The organism is Fictibacillus norfolkensis (genome assembly GCF_014836645.1).
Classification (GTDB): Bacteria; Bacillota; Bacilli; order Bacillales; family Fictibacillaceae; genus Fictibacillus; species Fictibacillus norfolkensis.
Genome location: NZ_JACSQM010000004.1, coordinates 44,907 through 63,176, shown reverse-complemented (window position 1 = coordinate 63,176; position 18,270 = coordinate 44,907). Strand labels below are relative to the sequence as shown.

Here is an 18,270-nt window from a genome sequence, read left to right as displayed (position 1 = left end):
GTTAGCAGCCGATCTCTCTTGCAATAACGATACGCTGAATCTCTGATGTACCTTCTCCAATCTCAAGAAGTTTAGCATCTCTGAAATAACGTTCTACATGGTAATCCCTCATATAGCCATTACCGCCATGTATTTGAACCGATTCAGAACAGATCTGCATACATGCTTCTGATGCATATAATTTTGCCATCGAGGCTTCTTTTGAGAACTTCTTACCTTGATCTTTTAGCCATGCTGCTTTATATACCATTAATCTAGCCAATTCGATCTTCATCGCCATATCGGCCAACTTAAATTGGATCGCCTGGAATTTCGAAATAGATCTTCCGAATTGTTTCCGTTCGGTTGCATATGTTAGAGCCTTCTCATAGGCCGCCTGTGCAATTCCTACTGCCATCGCACCAATACCTATTCTTCCGCCATCCAATGTCACCAGGAACTGTTTAAAGCCGTCTCCGCGCTTTCCTAAAAGGTTTTCTTCAGGCACTCTGACATCTTCCATAAAAAGTTCAGTGGTATTTGAAGAGTGAAGACCCATTTTCTCGTAATTATCGATAACACGGAACCCTTTAGCATCTGTTGGTACGATAATCGCAGAGATTTCTTTATCGTTACCATTTCTATTTGTAATCGCAGTTAATGCTAAGTGCTTGGCATAGCTCGCGTTCGTGATATAACATTTTGAGCCATTAATCACCCACTCACCATTTTCCGTTTTCGCCGTTGTTTCTGTACCACCTGCATCAGAGCCTGCATTTGGTTCTGTTAACCCGAATGCTCCCAGAGATTCACCTGTACAGATTGGCGTCAGATATTTTTCTTTTTGTTCGTGCGTTCCAAATAGGTTTAAGGGAGCTCCACCTAAAGATACATGTGCAGAATATGTAATTCCAGTAGATCCACAAGCGCGGCTCAATTCTTCAACAGCAATAGCAAAACTTATAGTATCAGCTCCGCCTCCACCGTATTCTTCAGAAAAAGGGAGACCCATCATTCCTAATTTAGAAAGCTTTTGAAAAATCTCTACCGGGAATTCTTTATTTTTATCTCTTGCTTCAGCTCCCGGAGCTACCACTTCATCTGCAAATTCTCTCATCATTTTTTGAATCATCAACTGCTCTTCTGTTAATGTAAAATTCATGGTTGCATCCCACCCTTTAATAAATTTACGCTTTTATTTGTATGCGCTTACATATTTATTATAGATATAAAGGCTGAATTTTTACAAGATTTAAAGAATTTTTAATTTAATATATAGAAGAATAAGCAAGCAACAAAAAGAATTATGCAGGAAATTGTATGAGAAAATGAGTTTTTGATGAGTTTGCATTGAGGTGGAATAATAAGTAAAATGAAAGAAATAAAAAAAGCTTGCCCAGAATTGGGCAAACTTTCTATTCTAAAAAGTCTTTTAATCGTTTACTTCTGCTTGGATGGCGGAGTTTACGGAGTGCTTTAGCTTCGATCTGACGGATACGTTCACGCGTTACGCCAAACACTTTACCTACTTCTTCAAGGGTACGAGTACGCCCGTCGTCAAGTCCGAAACGTAGACGAAGAACGTTTTCTTCACGATCCGTTAAGGTATCTAAAACATCTTCAAGCTGCTCTTTCAATAACTCATAAGCCGCAGCTTCCGAAGGAGCTAATGCATCCTGATCTTCAATAAAATCACCAAGATGAGAATCGTCTTCTTCACCGATAGGTGTTTCTAAAGAGACTGGCTCCTGAGCGATCTTGAGAATCTCTCGAACCTTCTCAGGAGTGAGTTCCATCTCAGCGCCGATTTCTTCTGGTGATGGTTCACGCCCAAGATCTTGAAGTAACTGACGTTGAACACGAATCAGTTTGTTGATCGTTTCAACCATATGCACCGGGATACGTATCGTACGAGCTTGGTCAGCAATCGCACGCGTGATTGCTTGACGAATCCACCATGTTGCATACGTACTAAATTTAAATCCTTTGTCATAGTCGAACTTTTCAACAGCTTTAATCAATCCCATGTTACCTTCTTGGATAAGATCAAGGAACAGCATTCCACGACCAACATAACGCTTGGCAATACTTACGACAAGTCGTAAGTTAGCTTCTGCAAGACGGCGTTTGGCTTCTTCATCACCGTTCTCAATACGTTTTGCTAGTTCGATCTCTTCGTCTGCTGAAAGTAAGTCTACACGTCCGATTTCTTTTAAGTACATACGGACTGGATCGTTAATTTTAACACCTGGTGGTACGCTCAAGTCATTAAGATCGAATTCTTCTTCCTCTTTTTCCATTTCGAACTTAGGGTTCTCTTCATCTTCTGCATCTTCAGACGCTTCAGCAACTTCAACACCTTGTTCTTCAAGGTATGAATAGAACTCGTCCATTTGATCAGAATCTTGTTCAAAAGGTGCCAGCTTACTTGTGATTTCAGTATATGTTAGCCGCCCTCGCTTTTTACCGGCCTCAACTAATTGTTCTTTAACTTGATCGATGGTTAATTCGCCTTCCGTTCCTTGACGGTTTGGTTTCTCAGCCATTCGATCCCCTCCTTCCAAAACTTCAACCATTTTACATCCCGATTATTTAAGAGATCTTTTCATTCTCATAATTTCTTGGGCAATTTGGGCTGCCAGTTTTATTTCATTCCTTCTTATTGCGTCTTCTTGCTGTTTTTCTTTTTCTTGTATCTCCCGCAATAAAGGATAGCTAGTAATAATACGAATATAATCCGCGAGCTCTATTTCATTCAGTTCTTCACTGATTGTAAGCATCGCCAATTCTGAAGCTAATTTCCTTAATTTATCATCGTCGATACGCTGCATGAACAACCCTACATTGGGTTTGTTTCCTTCTTCATAAAAGGCATATAAGTATGCAGCAATCGCATTATGCTCTTCAACATTAAAGCCTGAATCCAACTTTTCCTGAATTAAAAAAGCGGCTTCCTCACTTTTTAACATATGAGCAAGAACAATACGTTCAGCATTCAGATTTCTCGGCAACAATGACTTTTGCAAAAGTGTTTGTATTCTAAAATTATTATCCCGCTTTTTAGGGGCGTTATCCTTAGACCTTTGCAGTTGCTTTGTAGTCTGTGTCTGCTGTTGTTTTAGAGCATCCAATGAAAGATTAAATTCAGAAGCGATCTGGCGGAGATAATGATCTCGTTCAACCGCTTTTGGCAGACGCGCTATTTCTTGGATAATCTCTTCGATATAGATCATCCGTTCTCCTTCATCTCGAAGGTTTTTCCCGCGTCTGTAATATTGTATTTTAAATGCCATCACAGTTAGGCTAGCCCCTATTATATCTTTTAAAAACGAATCGTTTCCAAATTTCGAAATATAGTCATCGGGGTCCATTCCATCAGGCATCTGTGAAATCTTCACGGTACAGCCTTGTTTTGTTAAAATTTCTGAAGCTCGAAACGCTGCTTCCACGCCAGCTCGGTCAGAGTCATAACAGATTGTGACAGATTGAACATTTCGTTTCAAAATGGCTGCATGATCTTCAGTTAACGAAGTACCTAATGAAGCAACACCATTTGTAACGCCTGCTCTGAAAGCTGCAATTGTATCTACATACCCTTCAAAAATGACAGCATGTTGTTTCTGCCTCATCTCTGCACGTGCAAGGTTTAACCCATAAAGAGTTCTTCCTTTTTGGAAGATCTTAGACTCTGGACTGTTAAGGTACTTAGGCTCATCCTTTCCGTCTAAAACCCGGCCACCAAAAGCGACCACTGCACCTGTACGATCCCAAATCGGAAACATGACTCGATTCCTAAATCGATCATACGGTTTTCCATCAGATTGTCTCTTTCCGATCAACCCAACTTTTTCAGCGATGTGCAGGTCCATTCCTCGTTTTTGGAGAAATTGTGAAGCGGTCTCCCAAGAATCTGGGGCATAACCAATTTGGTACCGCTCTATGGATTCTCTTGTGAATCCCCTCTTCTCCAAATATTCTAAAGCTGGCCTTCCTTGTTTTGTGTGAAGTAAGCAGTGATGATACAATTTAGCCAACAACTCATGAATCTCAGTCATCGCCTTTTTCTCGTCAGAGCTTTTCTCGGAGAAGTTTTGCTGATGAATTTGAGGAAGTTCGATGTCACTTTTTTTCCCAAGCTGTGTTACAGCTTCAATAAAAGAGTACCCTTCAATGTTCATCAAAAAAGAAAAAACATTGCCTCCTGCTCCACAACCGAAACAATGGTAAATTTGTTTTTCAGGTGAGACAGAAAAAGATGGCGATTTTTCCCCATGAAAGGGACATAGGCCAAAATAATTTCTGCCTTGTTTCTTAAGAGGAACATAATCGCTGATCACGTCAACAATATCGCTTGATGATCTGACCTTCTCTATTAAGTCCTCAGGTATACGTTCCATATGACCACCACAGAATCTCTGTTTCTTTTAGACACTAGATATATATTCGTGGCACAATTCTATTTTCCTTCAACATTCGACAGGATTTCGCAAAAAACTGTGCAGAATCTTTCTGTGTCCTCTTTTTTAAATTTAGCAGGTCCTCTTGAATGCTTGCCAGAACGCCTAGCTTTTGCAGACATATAACGTTCATGAAGCACTTGTTCCATTTCATTCTCTTGAAACTGTTTCCCTCTAGGGGTGATGACGTAAACCCCTTTTGAAAGAAGAAGGCTTGCGAGGGCATGATCTTGAGTCACAACAAGATCATTTCTTTTAGAATGATTATGTATGTAAAGATCAACTTCTTCAGGACTTGCATCGACCAATATCCAACGGCCAGGCTGGTCCGTGTTACTCGCATGAGCGTAAGATGTAACGAATATGGGTTCAAAATCAAACATTTTGGAGAACTTAAATATTTCTTCCTTTATTACAACAGGACAAGCATCTGCATCAACAAATACATTACCAATTAATTTTTCCATATTCTTATGTTCTACTTTTACAGTGATTCTCCTTCATATGAGAGCATTTGCCTTAAATTAGCATCCTCAATTTATCACTATTTTGGACAAACTTATAAAATTTAATCACAATGTAATATTATAATAAAACTCTCTCCGTTTTACCAGTAAAATGATGAAAATAAAAAAGCGCAATCATTTGCGCTTTATTTATAAGACTTTCCTTGAAACAAATTGTAGATCACGTTAGCTGATTCTTCGACAGCCTTATTTGATACTTCAACCACTCTGCATCCGATCTGATCAACGATCTTGTTAAAGTAGACGAGCTCGTGCTTGATTCTTTCCATGTTTGCGTAGTTCGCTTCAGAATTTAAACCAAGCGCCTTTAAACGTTCTCTACGAATATCGTTTAATTTTTCAGGGGTTATCTTAAGACCGAAGCATTTGTTAGGTGAAACTTTAAACAGTTCTTCAGGCGGTTCTACTTCCGGAACAATAGGCACATTCGCGACCTTTAAACGTTTATGTGCTAAGTATTGTGAAAGTGGTGTTTTTGAAGTCCTTGATACACCGATTAGTACAACATCCGCTTTTAATATCCCTCTAGGATCTCTGCCATCATCATATTTTACGGCAAACTCAATAGCTTCTACTTTTCGAAAGTAATCATCATCAAGCTTATGCACGACTCCAGGTTCATATCTCGGAACTTGGTTCAGCCGAGATTGCAGCTGGTTCATAATCGGACCCATGATGTCCACTGTAGGTATGTTGTGCAACGCAGCCTGCTGAGCAACGTACTCGCTTATTTCAGGCACGACAAGTGTAAATGCAATAATCCCATTATGATCCTTCGCTAATGAGATGACTTCATCAATCGTCTCTTTATCTTCCACATAGGGAACTCTCTTAATCTCTATACCATTTGAATTAAATTGGCTCGCCGCCGCTTTAACAACCAACTCTGCCGTTTCTCCGACTGAATCGGAAACGACATATACGATAGGACGTCCTGTCATGTTGGCCTCCCCATTCAATTATAGTAATTCATCATGTGCTAATTCCACAAAAGCCTTTGTGATATTCGTCTTCGTAATCCTACCGACTACATCAAAACCACTCTCATCATCTGAGCGTTTTACGACTGGAAGACAATCAATTTGTTTTCTGATTAAGATGTGTGCGATATCTAATAGATAATCCTCTTTAAAACAATATGTGATATTAGGCATTCTTGTCATAATAATGTTGATAGGGATACTATTGATTTCTTGTTTCCCCATGCTTGCTCTTAATAAATCTTTTCGTGAAGCTACACCAGCAAGATGTCCGTTCTTATTAATGATAAATAAAGTACCAACATCCTCCAAGAACATCGTACATATAGCTTCGTATACCGTCGCTGAATCTTGAACGACAACAGGCATCGATGTGAATTCCGCAACTTTAATCTTTTTTATTTTTTCCGTTAGGAGCTGAGAACCTGTCTTCCCGGTATAAAAATAACCAACTCTCGGTCTAGCATCTAAATAACCTGCCATCGTTAGAATGGCAAGATCGGGTCTGAGTGTAGCTCTTGTAAGATCAAGTTGATCTGCGATATGTTCACCTGTAATCGGCCCATTATCTTTAACAATTTCAATGATTTTTTGCTGCCTCTTATTAAGTTCGATCGTGTACACCACCTTTTGCCGCATCCAATGTGTTATACTTATTCTCATTATTATAACCTATTCATGTGAGAAAGCGAACTAAAAAAACTGTAAAGATTAAAAGCTTCACAGTTTTTCACGATAAATCATCTAATTGTTTCAGAAACTTCTTTGATTTTAAAAACACTCCTGAATATTCGTCCATGTAAGCGTCAAACAACATTCGAAGCTCTCTTTTGGTTTCTTTTTTTAAAGAAACGTTTCCAAGTCGTGCAAGATCAAGGTGATAGAACATATGAAGCAGTTTTACTGCGCCCCGTGAGATCCGCATTCTATAAGGATCTTTGTATGAACACCTCTCACAAAGGAAACCACCTTCTCTAATAGAGAAAGAAAAATCGCCTTCTGTTGAGTGACATGAAACACATTTACTCAACTCAGGTACGATTCCGGATGTTTTCATTATTTTTAGTTCGAATAGAAAGGTTATGACCTCGGGATCTATCCCATGATTGATATATTCTAATGATTGTTTAATCCATCCGAAAAGATCTGGCTTAAGATCATCCTCAGAAGTGTTTCTGTCTAATAGTTCTGCTAGATAAGCGGCATAAGCGGTTTTCACGAGATCTTCTCTTATTTTTCTAAAAGAAGAAAGCGCCTCGCCTTGCTGTAAAGTTCCGAGCCCTCGGCCTTTTTGAAAAACAAAAATTCCGTATGTAAAAAGTTGCGTAATGGAAGTAAAGCGGCTTTTGGGCTTTTTGGCTCCTCTTGCCATTACGCCGACTTTCCCAAATTCTTTTGTATACAAAGTGATGATTGTATTGGATTCACCATACGGAAAGGTTTTAATGACGATTCCTTCAACTTTATAAAGCAAGGTAAATCACCACCCTCTCAAATCTAAGAAGGCACCGTAGTTACTTATTAATGAAATGGAGGTTCCTCAAGAGACTCATCATAAGGAATAACTGCTGATAGTGCTGTTATTTCATGGTCTAGCTCTTTGTATAACAAATAGGTATCAATACTGCCCGTCTCACAGAATACTTTCCAAGTAAATTCTTTCATGTTTGGACACACCTTTCTATTTGTTTTTCTCCTGTAATAACTAGGTTCACCTTAATTGTTTATTTCATGTCAAGGAAATTTTAACAGTTTTTTACTTTAGCTGTTTTTGCATGTTAGGTCATTCGTGTAAGTGGTTGATTTCCGTTACAGGTACTCGCTTTCCGCGGGGCGAGCGGTGAGCCCCTTGCCGCTTTGCGCCATTAAGGATCTCACCTGCCCGCTCGTCCCGCAGGAGTCTCGCACCTTTCACTTCAATCAACTATCCAATGATGCCATACAAAATACATTTAAAGTAAATTTCTCTTAATACTCATCCTCATTAAAACCGAACTCAGTTAGCTGCTTTTGGCGGTTTCTCCAGTCGGTTTGAACTTTTACGTACAATTCTAAAAAGACGCGCGATCCTAGGAGAGTTTCAATGTCTGCTCTTGCTCTTTTTCCGACTTCTTTTAGCATCTTTCCTTGTTTACCGATGATGATTCCTTTTTGAGACGATCGTTCTACGATGATCGTTGCGTTAACAAACACGACGTTCTTTTCTTCTCGTTCTTTCATCTCTTCAATGATTACGGCTACGGAATGAGGGATTTCTTCACGAGTAAGATGTAGAACTTTCTCGCGGATCAATTCTGCCGTTATAAAACGCTCTGGATGATCGGTTACTTGGTCTTCAGGGTAGAATTGCGGCCCTTCTTCCATGTAGGAAACGATCTGTTCAAGAAGTGTGTCCACATTGTTTCCGTTAAGAGCGGAAATTGGCACGACTTCTGCAACGTCTAACTTATTTCTATACATATCGATCAACGGCAACAATTGATCAGGATGTACTTTGTCGATTTTGTTTATGACTAAAAAGACAGGATTTTTCACGTTTTGAAGTCTGTCTATAATGAACTGATCACCGCGTCCATATCCTTCTTCTGCATTAATAACAAACAGGATAAGATCGACTTCGTTTAACGTCTGCTGTGCTGTTCTCGTCATAAAGTCGCCTAGCTTATGCTTCGGTTTATGAATACCAGGTGTATCAATAAAGATAACTTGAGACTCATCTGTTGTATAAACCGCTTGTATCTTATTTCTTGTTGTTTGGGGCTTGTCACTCATTATGGCGATTTTTTGTCCGATCACTTTGTTTAAAAGAGTCGATTTACCTACGTTGGGTCTGCCGATAATCGTTACAAAACCTGATTTATAGCCTTCTTTAGTCATTTAGATCCTCCGGCGAAAATGCACCAGGCAATAAATCTTTTACTAAGATCTCTTGTACATCACCTTTAAGGTTTGTTAGATAAACTGGCATCTCTGGCGGACATAATTCAGAGATAACTTGTCGGCATGCCCCACAAGGAGGTACAGGACGTTTCGTATCTGCTACAACAGCGATTGCACTGAACTTTGTGTCACCTTCTGTATACGCTTTAAATAATGCCGTCCGTTCAGCACAGCACGTTAAACTGTACGCAGCGTTCTCAATATTCGCTCCGTTATATACTTTACCATCAGCCGTTAGAAGAGCTGCACCTACTTGAAACTTAGAGTATGGTACGTAAGCCTTTTCACGTGCGATTTTCGCTTGTTCCATCAATTGTTCTTTATTCATTACTCTTTCACCTTCTTAACAAAAATAGCTACATACTATTTATCAGCGGTTCAATAAATAGCAGTATACCGATTATAACAGCAAACATTGAAAAAACCAAAACGGCACCTGCAGCGGCATCTTTCGCCTTCTTCGCGAGTGGGTGTTTCTCCTCTGTTATGAGATCGATCGCACTCTCAATCGCCGTGTTTACAAGTTCAAGTGATAGAACGATTCCGATCACAATAAATAAAAGGACGAATCTTTCTTTAGAAAAATCAAGTGCAACCGCGAAAATAATCACGATTACACTTATAAAGGTATGAATCTTAAAATTTTGTTCAGATTTAAACGTTGAGATGATTCCTGTAAAAGCAAATACAAAACTTGAGAACAACTTTTTCCAATCGATCATCTTTTCAGACCATATTGCTCCAAAATTTCTTCTTGTCTTCCAAACATTCTTTTTTCATCTTCATCACTCATATGGTCATAGCCTAATAAATGCAAGATGCCGTGTACCGCAAGAAAGCCCATTTCTCTCTCTAATGAGTGTCCGTACTCTTCCGCTTGCTCTTTCGCAACATCTAGACAGATGATGATATCGCCTAAGAACCTTGTCTCTTCTCCTCCGATGATCTCTGTCTCATCTTCACCCATTTCTTCCATAGCAAAAGAAATAACATCTGTTACACTATCTTTTTGTCTGTATTCCTTGTTGATCTCCTGAATTCGTTCTTTTGATACGATCGTGATTGATACTTCTGCTTGACCTGTTTTCTCCATCTCTGCTGCTTTCTGAAGAACATTGCTTAATAACTCTTGAAAATCAGTGCTGCTTTCATCGATCTCGTTCAAATATTCAACATGTAGCATCATTGTTTCTCCACCTTTTTTGTTTCTTCTGGATACTCAATTCTAGAATGAAAAATTCCTTTTAACGTTTCTGTAAGTGTTTTTGCAACTATGTCTAATTCTTTTAGCGTGATATCACATTCATCGAACTGACCATCTTCTAGCCTGTCGTTAATAATTTTGCGAATGATCCCGTCAATTTTAACTGGTGTTGGTTTCGAAAGGGATCGAACGGCTGCTTCTACAGCATCAGAGATTCCGATGATCGCGACTTCTTTCGTTTGAGCTTTCGGGCCAGGATATCTAAAGTCCGACTCTGCTACTTCCTTATCAGTAAGTTGGGCTGCTCTATGATAGAAAAATTTTAACAGAGTCGTTCCGTGATGCTGTTCAGCAATATCAATAATCTCTTTCGGAATCTTTTCTGCCCGAAGCATGTCCGCTCCGTCATATGGGTGAGCTGTGATGATGGTCTTACTTAGCTGTGGTGCTATCTTATCATGCGGATTGTCCATATTCATCTGATTTTCAATAAAAAAATGCGGTCTTTTCGTTTTTCCTACATCGTGGTAATAAGATCCTACTCTAGCTAGTAAACCATTAGCCCCTATAGACTCGCATGCTGCTTCTGAAAGGTTGGCGACCATGATGCTATGGTGATAAGTCCCTGGCGCTTCCATGAGCACTTTTCTTAAAATTGGGTGGTTAGGATTCGAGAGCTCGATTAACTTTGTCACTGATAAAATGTTAAACGACGATTCTATGACCGGCAGAAGCCCTAGTGTTAACACAGCTGAAATAAAACCTGATATGGCAGCACAGCCAAGGTCTAATCCAATCTGTAGAGATGTGAATTTTCCGTTTTGCAGCAATAGCACACTCGCTACTGTTAGGATGGCTATAAAAGATACGAAAAATCCAGCTTGCAAGATTTTAGATCGTTGTTGAGTTTTTCCTAAAAACACGATGCCTGACATACCGTTAAACAGGACATACATACTCATGATAAAGTTAAAATTTCCAGCTGTTTGTTCATTAAAGATCAGTGCTGCACTAAAGGCAAAGATAATTGTGGATACAACTGCAAGCTCTTCATTGAACAACATCTTGATCATCATCGCACCTGCCGCAACAGGGACAGCATACATGAGACTCATAAGACCAAGTTCTGTACTAACACTCAACACTTTCATCACTACGAGTGTCAAAGTAAATAATAAAGCATAGATGGTTACATATTTTCGAAAATGCTCTTTCTCACGCTCTTCTTTCATAAAATAATATAAACCAGCCATAACGATCAGCACAAAAAGGAATAATCCGTAATACGGATACGTTTTCATTTCCTGATCTAATAGTCCGACCTTTTTGAGTCTATCAAAGATCTCAGGCGTAATAACTGCCCCGCTTTTCACGAGGACTTCTCCTTCCCTGATCACAACTTCTTCTACTTTGTCGCTCGCTTCTTTACGTTTTTGGCGTGTTTTCTCTGTATCCAACGTTCTGTTGGCGATGATAAAGCTTCTTGTGATCTCCTCTGTTGCATTTCGAAGAGAATAGGGGAGATTGTTATCACGTATCAGCTGAATAGCTTCACTTCTGGCTTCTTCCACTTCTTCAACCATTACCGGTTCAGATAAGACTCTATTCACAACATCAGGAGCTAAATTTTTCACATTATTTAATTCTGCTTTACTTGCTTCAGCAAGTGCGATATATGTTTCATCAGAAATATCCGACTTATTGATCGAGTCTTTTAATTGAATAACTTTTTGTTCTAAAGTAAGGGTAGCCTCATCTTCCTTTTTCTTCTTCTCTTCAGATTCTGTAATCGTTATTACGATATCCAATAAATCCTTTAGGGCTTCTGCCTGTACTAAGGCGAGGTCTTTATTAAACGTATACTCATTCTTAATACTCTCTTCAGCGAGCTTCTTCCTGGCTTCTGTCTGATCTTCTAACGGGATCGTGATTGGTGATTGGATGTCCCGTGGTGAACGCTCATAAACATTCACATCCACTACATTAGGAGTTACGTTGCTGACTAACAAGGAAAACAAAATGATTCCCATTATGATAAAGGATACTGTTGCTACACTCAAACGAAAGTAATTAGACAAAAGATGCCTGAATTTGGCCAAACGCTACCACTCCTTAAACTTGTACATCTTATTCTAATCTTAGCAAAAGTTGGTCAATTATGGTACTTCTCAAAAAGAATAGCTTAATAAATTGTTTATTTATTCAATTTGCCACTAAATCCCGCCATACATACAAAATAGGGCAAGAGAACATCCTTTAATACAAAAAAAGACTCCAATATGGATGGAGTCCTTAATCTTCGTATGTTTCATATGCTTCAATAATTCGCTGAACAAGCGGATGACGAACCACATCTAGTTGTTTTAAGTATATAAAATCGATGCCTTTAACGCTTTCAAGCCTTTTTTCAGTAACTTTTAATCCCGATTCTTTTCCACGAGGAAGATCTATTTGTGTAAGATCACCTGTGATGACCATCTTCGATCCAAAACCAAGACGCGTTATAAACATCTTCATCTGTTCTGGTGTAGTGTTTTGAGCCTCATCTAAAATGACAAAGCTTTCATCAAGCGTACGGCCTCTCATGTACGCCAGTGGAGCGATTTCAATCGTGCCACGCTCGATTAGCCTCTCCGTATGTTCCGCCCCGAGAAGGTCATGAAGAGCATCATAGAGGGGACGCAGATAAGGATCTACTTTTTCTTTCAGATCACCTGGGAGAAATCCTAAACTCTCACCTGCTTCAACAGCAGGACGGGTCAGCACGATCTTTTTCATCTTACCTTCTTTTAATGCGTTGACTGCCATAACTACCGCAAGATAGGTTTTCCCTGTACCCGCAGGACCGATACCAAAAACAAGGTCGCGCTTTCTCATGGACTGAACATAATGACGCTGCCCAAGTGTTTTTACACGAATAGGTTTTCCTTTTGCAGTAACAGCAATATCTTCTTCATAAAGTTCACTTAATTCATCAAGCATATTTTTTTCTGCAAGCTGAACAGCATAAACAATGTCTCTTTCTGAGATCTTGATACCCTTTCGTACCAATTTCAACAAGACAAACAAAGTTTCTTCAACCATTTCTGCTTTGTTAAGTTCACCTGATACTAAAATGTCTTCTCCTCTGGTGACTATACTTACGTTAAGCTTGTCTTCAATCACCTTTAAGAAGGCATCGTTAGGCCCAAAGAGTGAAGCTGCTTCTGTCGTATTTTCGAGTTGTAATGAATTAAGTCTTTTCGTTTCTGACAAACTACTCATTCTCCTTGTTGGATAGGTATAGGTTGTGCAGATGCAATATTTTCAATTACTTGGTAGAGCATCGTTAGTTTAACTTTACCATTCGAGACGTTTTGTTGCCAAACTTTTTCACCATTAATTTTTGCATCTTCAGGCAATTTTTTTGAAAGTTCTTTCTTTGCCATCTTTTTTCCTACTTCTATTGCCTCGGCTTTACTGTAAGAACGTTTTACTCCATCCGTTTCTCTGATCTCTTTCTTTATATAAGAAAACGGCATTTTCCATTTAGCTAGATAAAGAGGTGATTCATTTAGTGTTTCCGTTTTATCCTTAAATTCTCCTTCTGAAAATCCATAGACAGGAACATTCAAACCAAAAAGTGAAACATAATGCCTATTTTTAGATTTACCGGTATATGTTTGAAAAGAAGTGTTTAACGGGACCTCTACCTCAGTTTGGTACCAAACTTCTCCCCATATTTCACCTTTTGCACTTACAAGCTGGGGCTTTTTTTCTTTTCCAATCAGTCCTGAGACTAACAACGATCCTTTTTTAACATAGTCGTTAACACCTACAATAGGTTGTCCTTTTTCGACGAATACAGAGTGAATAACAGCTTCTTTAGTAGCTACAAGATGTCTCGGTCCTGTAACCTGCTTTGCTTCTGGAATCTCTTTTTCAACGACTTCAAATCGATATGAAGTACCATGCTGCGTTACACCGATCCATGTAACGTTATCCATCTTCTCTGTTAGATCACGCTGTATCTCTCTAACATTCGGCAGCAAAAAGATGAATTTCCCTTTTGTTACTCCAAGTTCTACAGCGGCTTTTCTTAACTCGTATTCTGTCTTAGGATTTGCCCCCGTAACATTAATATTCCAAATCATGTTAGATAATAAAAATAATAGACAAATAAACGAGAGCATCCCGAGGATAAAACCGTTTCTCTTCCACATTCTCTTGAGAAGAAACGGCGTCCCCTTCTTCTCTTTAATCCTGATCTTCAACTTATTTTCTTTTAATATACGTCTCGCTCTTTGTACATCTGAAACAGATATGGAAACGAGTGCACGGTTGTCGTCAAGAGGCTGGATATCCCATATGCTAATACCAGATTGAATGCACGTATTGATAAAAGAACTAGAATCTTGTCCAATAATTTCTACCCTTACATACCCTTTCAAATGGTTCCATTTTGTTTTCATCTTGTCCCTCCCTGTTACCGGAAATATTTATTCGTTTTCAAAGTCGACTGAAGAGATCGTACCTTCTAACAAAATTTCTTCAGGTAAGATCGTTTTAATAACAAACTCACTTCCTTTTATATGAAGCACGCCTTGTTTTAGTTTGAGTGTGAGCTGTTCATTCGAGAAAGCCTTAACTCCTCTATGGTTCTCAATATAGATGTGCAGTTGTCCAATCATCGTGATCCGGGGTAAATCCATCACTACATCTGCTGGTAGCTCAAGGTTTTGCATCATCCATTTGTTTACTTGCTGCCGCAATTTGCCCATAAAAAAACCCCCTCTCTCCATTTTTATGAGAGAAGGGGGGAAACTATCACTCTAAATACAAGTATCTCTTTCTTTAAGAACGCTTTTGCAACGCTTTAGGCTTCGAAAGAATCTCTGACCATATGACTGCTTTTTGCAATTCTTGTTGATCTACTTTGAAATCGTTCATAATTTTATCTTCTTTATCTTGGTATCGATTAGAGACTTTTTCTGCCTGTTTAACCTGACGTTGATTGGTTCGGCGTTCATATACTTTCTCAGCCATTTTAGCCGTTCCTATTCCAATCGCTTTTTCCGCTTCTTTCACCTCGTTGGCTCGAGGCTCAGCTGGCAAACCAAAAGGTGAAACAGTTTGTTTTGGTGTTTCTGTATTACGTCGATTAGGTTCCGAACGTTGCGTTTCCTTCATTTCTTTTTGGCGTTTAAAGACACTATACAAGCCGCCTGCAATCAGAATAACAAAAGCGATATTTGCTAGTAAGAGTTCAATAATCGCTTCTATAATGTTCATACTTACAACTTCCGTCCTTTATCATCATTCTCTTTATCAGGGTTTGATGATTTACTGATCGATTCACGCATCGTAGTGTCTGCCATAATGTTCTTCATGTTCATATAATCCATAAAACCCATGTTTCCAGAACGAAGAGCTTCAGCTAATGCCATTGGCACTTCTGCTTCCGCTTCTACAACTTTCGCTCTCATCTCTTGTACTCTTGCTTTCATTTCTTGTTCATTTGCTACAGCCATCGCACGTCTTTCTTCTGCTTTTGCCTGAGCGATATTCTTGTCGGCCATCGCTTGATCTGTTTGAAGTTCCGCACCAATGTTCTTCCCAATATCAATGTCTGCAATATCAATGGACAGAATCTCAAAAGCAGTTCCTGCATCTAATCCTTTTGATAATACCGTCTGCGAGATCAGATCTGGATTCTCAAGCACTTTCTTGTGTGTTGCAGAAGAACCAATCGTACTAACGATTCCTTCACCAACACGGGCGATTATTGTTTCTTCACCTGCTCCACCCACTAGACGATCGATATTCGCGCGAACGGTAATTCTGGCTTTTGCTTTCACTTCAATTCCGTCTAATGCTACACCGGCAATAAAAGGTGTTTCAATTACTTTAGGGTTTACGCTCATCTGAACAGCTTCGAGTACATCACGTCCGGCAAGATCAATGGCTGCTGCACGTTCAAAGCTTAGTTCTATATTTGCTCGATGCGCTGCAATCAACGCATTTACTACTCTGTCAACATTTCCTCCAGCTAGGTAATGACTTTCGAGCTGGTTCGTACTTAAATCTAACCCCGCTTTTACCGCTTTAATCAATGGATTAACTACCCGGTTCGGAATAACTCTTCTTAATCTCATCCCGACCAAAGTAAATATCCCTACTCTTACTCCTGCTGCTAATGCAGAAATCCATAACATTACGGGCACAAACGTAAATAATACAGCCAATGCGATTACAATCAACCCTATAACTACAATGCTGGCGATCGATCCGAATTCTAACATCTACACACTCTCCATTCGTTTTTTATTCATTATTCTTTTCAATAGCTCTTACTACAACACGTCCACCAGAAACTTTAATGATTTTTACAGTCGTGCCTTTTTCAATATACGATCCTTCAGTCACTACATCTAAGAACTCATCATCAAGCTTTAAACTTCCCGAAGGGCGTAATGTTGTCGCTGTGACGCCGATTCTGCCTGTTAAATCTTCTCGTTCTTTGTGAGATAGATAACCTTTTTCAGAGCTCGTTGAATCAAATAGTACGAGTTTCTTTAACGAACCGTTATAACCAAATGATCGTAAGAAGAAGTAAGATCCAATGATTGTAACAACAATCGCGATTGCAATGGCGATCAAGATTCCTGTTAATGATCCACCTGCCATGATCAATCCTGTTAACACCGCCAACACCCCCAGTATACCAATTATACCACCTGGCAGAAACAACTCTAGGATCAGTAAGACCAGTCCAACACCAAATAAAATGAGTGCTTCCCATCCGGCTAGGCCGGCTATCATATGACCGTAAAAAAACAGTAATAATGATAATACACCGATAGAACCTGCAATTCCAAAACCAGGTGTATAGAGCTCTAAAACAAGACCTAAGCTTCCTAATGATAAAAGAATTGGGACTACGACAGGGTTAGTAACAAAGCGCGCGATCTTATCAGCGAAAGTAGGATTTGACTCTAAAATTTTTGCATCTTCCAAGTTCAGATGTGCTAGCAGTTCTTGACGATCTTCTGCAATTTTTTCTGCATATCCTACTTTTAATGCTTCACTGGCTGTAAGAGTAAGCAACTCACCTTTTTCTAAGCCAAGTTCAGGGATCTCAACATCTGGGTCTACCATCGCCTCAGCATATATTGGAGTTCTCTCATTCAGCTCTGCTGCTGCGAGCATTTCCGCTTTCCAAGCAGACTCTGCTTTTTGTCCAGCGGTATTTCCTTGGCTGTCGATTACAGCGGCAGATCCAATTGTTGTAGATGGCTTCATAACAATTTGGTCCGCATTTAAGGCGATATACGCTCCTGCTGAAAAAGCATTTTTAACCACGTAAGCTGTGATTGGAATTTCTGATTCTCTCATGACTTTTGCAATATGTAATGCTGCGTCTACTCGGCCTCCAGGAGTATAAATCTCTAGAACGATATGATCCGTTCCATCTTTTTTTGCCTTTTGGATACTTCGATCTAAAAAAGCTTCAAGACCTCTTTCTACTTCATGCTCTACAGGTATGAAAGTAACCGTCTTTCCCTTACCTGCTGATAATACTTGTGAAGTTGAAAGCACTCCATATATTCCCCAGATAAGACAAAGCATATAGATAAGCAGTCGAATCCTTTTCATAAACTAACACCCCCTCCACTCTATTTTACGTTAATTTGTGGAAAAAAGTTTCAAAAAATAAGAAAACGCCCTGTATAAATACAGAGCGTTTGTCATTTCAATTATGATAATTGTTGCTGAACAATACGATTAACGAGTCCGCCATCGGCTTTCCCTTTAACTTTAGGCATGAGAGCCCCCATAACTTTACCCATATCAGCTTTTGAAGCAGCACCTATTTCAGAAATGGTTTGAGCAACGATTTCTTGAAGTTCTTCTTCAGTCAGCTGTTTTGGTAAATATGGCGTAAGAACAGCGATTTCATCTTGAAGTCCAGCGACTAAATCATCGCGGCCAGCTTTTTCGAATTCTTGGAGGGAGTCTTTTCTTTGTTTCATTTCGCGTACAAGAACGGAAAGCTCTTCTTCCTCGTTTAATTCACGTCCCTGCTTGATAGCTTCATTTTGAAGTGATGCCTTAAGCATGCGAATTACAGAAAGCTTCTGCTTGTTCTTGTCCTTCATCGCTTGTTTCATATCTTGGTTTAAATCATTAAGAAGACTCATATT

The 18,270-nt window shown here is 39.4% G+C and carries 20 protein-coding genes; all 20 read right to left on the bottom strand.

The features are described 5' to 3' along the window. Window position 1 precedes the first annotated feature (1 nt). Window positions 2–1,141: an acyl-CoA dehydrogenase family protein gene (locus H9648_RS10415; RefSeq protein ID WP_191753795.1), complete on the bottom strand. Its 1,140-nt coding sequence runs from the start codon at window positions 1,139–1,141 to the stop codon at window positions 2–4. Between the two features lie 253 nt (window positions 1,142–1,394). Continuing rightward, window positions 1,395–2,525 carry an RNA polymerase sigma factor RpoD gene (gene rpoD / locus H9648_RS10410; protein WP_191753794.1) on the bottom strand — a complete coding sequence of 377 codons (1,131 nt, stop codon included), beginning with the start codon at window positions 2,523–2,525 and terminating at the stop codon, window positions 1,395–1,397. A 42-nt stretch (window positions 2,526–2,567) separates the two neighbouring features. Continuing rightward, the gene (dnaG, locus tag H9648_RS10405) at window positions 2,568–4,376 is read right to left on the bottom strand and encodes a DNA primase (protein ID WP_191753793.1); all 1,809 of its coding nucleotides are present in this window, start codon (window positions 4,374–4,376) and stop codon (window positions 2,568–2,570) included. A 59-nt stretch (window positions 4,377–4,435) separates the two neighbouring features. After that, the gene (locus H9648_RS10400; RefSeq protein ID WP_191753792.1) at window positions 4,436–4,903 is read right to left on the bottom strand and encodes a YaiI/YqxD family protein; all 468 of its coding nucleotides are present in this window, start codon (window positions 4,901–4,903) and stop codon (window positions 4,436–4,438) included. Window positions 4,904–5,088: 185 nt separating this feature from the next. Next, window positions 5,089–5,904, bottom strand: coding sequence for a pyruvate, water dikinase regulatory protein (locus H9648_RS10395; protein WP_191753791.1), 816 nt, complete (start codon window positions 5,902–5,904; stop codon window positions 5,089–5,091). A gap of 18 nt (window positions 5,905–5,922) precedes the next feature. After that, entirely contained in the window at window positions 5,923–6,606 is a 684-nt protein-coding gene (ccpN, locus tag H9648_RS10390) for a transcriptional regulator CcpN (protein WP_225218841.1), read from the bottom strand. A gap of 67 nt (window positions 6,607–6,673) precedes the next feature. Then, window positions 6,674–7,417, bottom strand: coding sequence for a DNA repair protein RecO (recO, locus tag H9648_RS10385; protein ID WP_191753790.1), 744 nt, complete (start codon window positions 7,415–7,417; stop codon window positions 6,674–6,676). A gap of 47 nt (window positions 7,418–7,464) precedes the next feature. Further along, complete coding sequence (locus H9648_RS10380) at window positions 7,465–7,608, bottom strand: YqzL family protein (protein ID WP_144698999.1); 144 nt, start codon at window positions 7,606–7,608, stop codon at window positions 7,465–7,467. A gap of 303 nt (window positions 7,609–7,911) precedes the next feature. Further along, the gene (era, locus tag H9648_RS10375) at window positions 7,912–8,820 is read right to left on the bottom strand and encodes a GTPase Era (protein WP_191753789.1); all 909 of its coding nucleotides are present in this window, start codon (window positions 8,818–8,820) and stop codon (window positions 7,912–7,914) included. Then, window positions 8,813–9,211, bottom strand: coding sequence for a cytidine deaminase (locus H9648_RS10370; protein WP_137788846.1), 399 nt, complete (start codon window positions 9,209–9,211; stop codon window positions 8,813–8,815). Before H9648_RS10370 ends, era begins: the two co-directional genes overlap by 8 nt. Window positions 9,212–9,239: 28 nt before the next feature. Then, on the bottom strand, window positions 9,240–9,605 hold the full coding sequence (locus tag H9648_RS10365; RefSeq protein ID WP_191753788.1) for a diacylglycerol kinase family protein: 366 nt from the start codon (window positions 9,603–9,605) through the stop codon (window positions 9,240–9,242). Then, entirely contained in the window at window positions 9,602–10,066 is a 465-nt protein-coding gene (gene ybeY / locus H9648_RS10360) for an rRNA maturation RNase YbeY (protein ID WP_404825693.1), read from the bottom strand. Before ybeY ends, H9648_RS10365 begins: the two co-directional genes overlap by 4 nt. Continuing rightward, on the bottom strand, window positions 10,066–12,186 hold the full coding sequence (locus H9648_RS10355; RefSeq protein WP_191753786.1) for an HD family phosphohydrolase: 2,121 nt from the start codon (window positions 12,184–12,186) through the stop codon (window positions 10,066–10,068). The genes ybeY and H9648_RS10355 overlap by 1 nt, the downstream gene beginning before the upstream one ends. Window positions 12,187–12,379: 193 nt before the next feature. Next, window positions 12,380–13,342: a PhoH family protein gene (locus H9648_RS10350; RefSeq protein WP_144698989.1), complete on the bottom strand. Its 963-nt coding sequence runs from the start codon at window positions 13,340–13,342 to the stop codon at window positions 12,380–12,382. 5 nt (window positions 13,343–13,347) lie between these two features. After that, complete coding sequence (gene yqfD / locus H9648_RS10345) at window positions 13,348–14,538, bottom strand: sporulation protein YqfD (RefSeq protein WP_191753785.1); 1,191 nt, start codon at window positions 14,536–14,538, stop codon at window positions 13,348–13,350. Window positions 14,539–14,565: 27 nt separating this feature from the next. Further along, window positions 14,566–14,847 (bottom strand): sporulation protein YqfC, encoded by a 282-nt coding sequence (gene yqfC / locus H9648_RS10340; RefSeq protein ID WP_137788840.1) that lies wholly within the window; start codon window positions 14,845–14,847, stop codon window positions 14,566–14,568. Between the two features lie 73 nt (window positions 14,848–14,920). Beyond that, a complete protein-coding gene (locus H9648_RS10335) occupies window positions 14,921–15,358 on the bottom strand; it encodes a hypothetical protein (protein WP_191753784.1) in 438 nt (145 codons plus the stop codon). A gap of 2 nt (window positions 15,359–15,360) precedes the next feature. Next, window positions 15,361–16,368 (bottom strand): flotillin-like protein FloA, encoded by a 1,008-nt coding sequence (floA, locus tag H9648_RS10330; RefSeq protein WP_191753783.1) that lies wholly within the window; start codon window positions 16,366–16,368, stop codon window positions 15,361–15,363. Window positions 16,369–16,390: 22 nt separating this feature from the next. Then, window positions 16,391–17,722 carry an NfeD family protein gene (locus H9648_RS10325; protein WP_191753782.1) on the bottom strand — a complete coding sequence of 444 codons (1,332 nt, stop codon included), beginning with the start codon at window positions 17,720–17,722 and terminating at the stop codon, window positions 16,391–16,393. A 101-nt stretch (window positions 17,723–17,823) separates the two neighbouring features. Next, window positions 17,824–18,267, bottom strand: a complete 444-nt coding sequence (locus tag H9648_RS10320; RefSeq protein ID WP_191753781.1) for a GatB/YqeY domain-containing protein — start codon at window positions 18,265–18,267, stop codon at window positions 17,824–17,826. Between the last annotated feature and the right edge of the window lie 3 nt (window positions 18,268–18,270).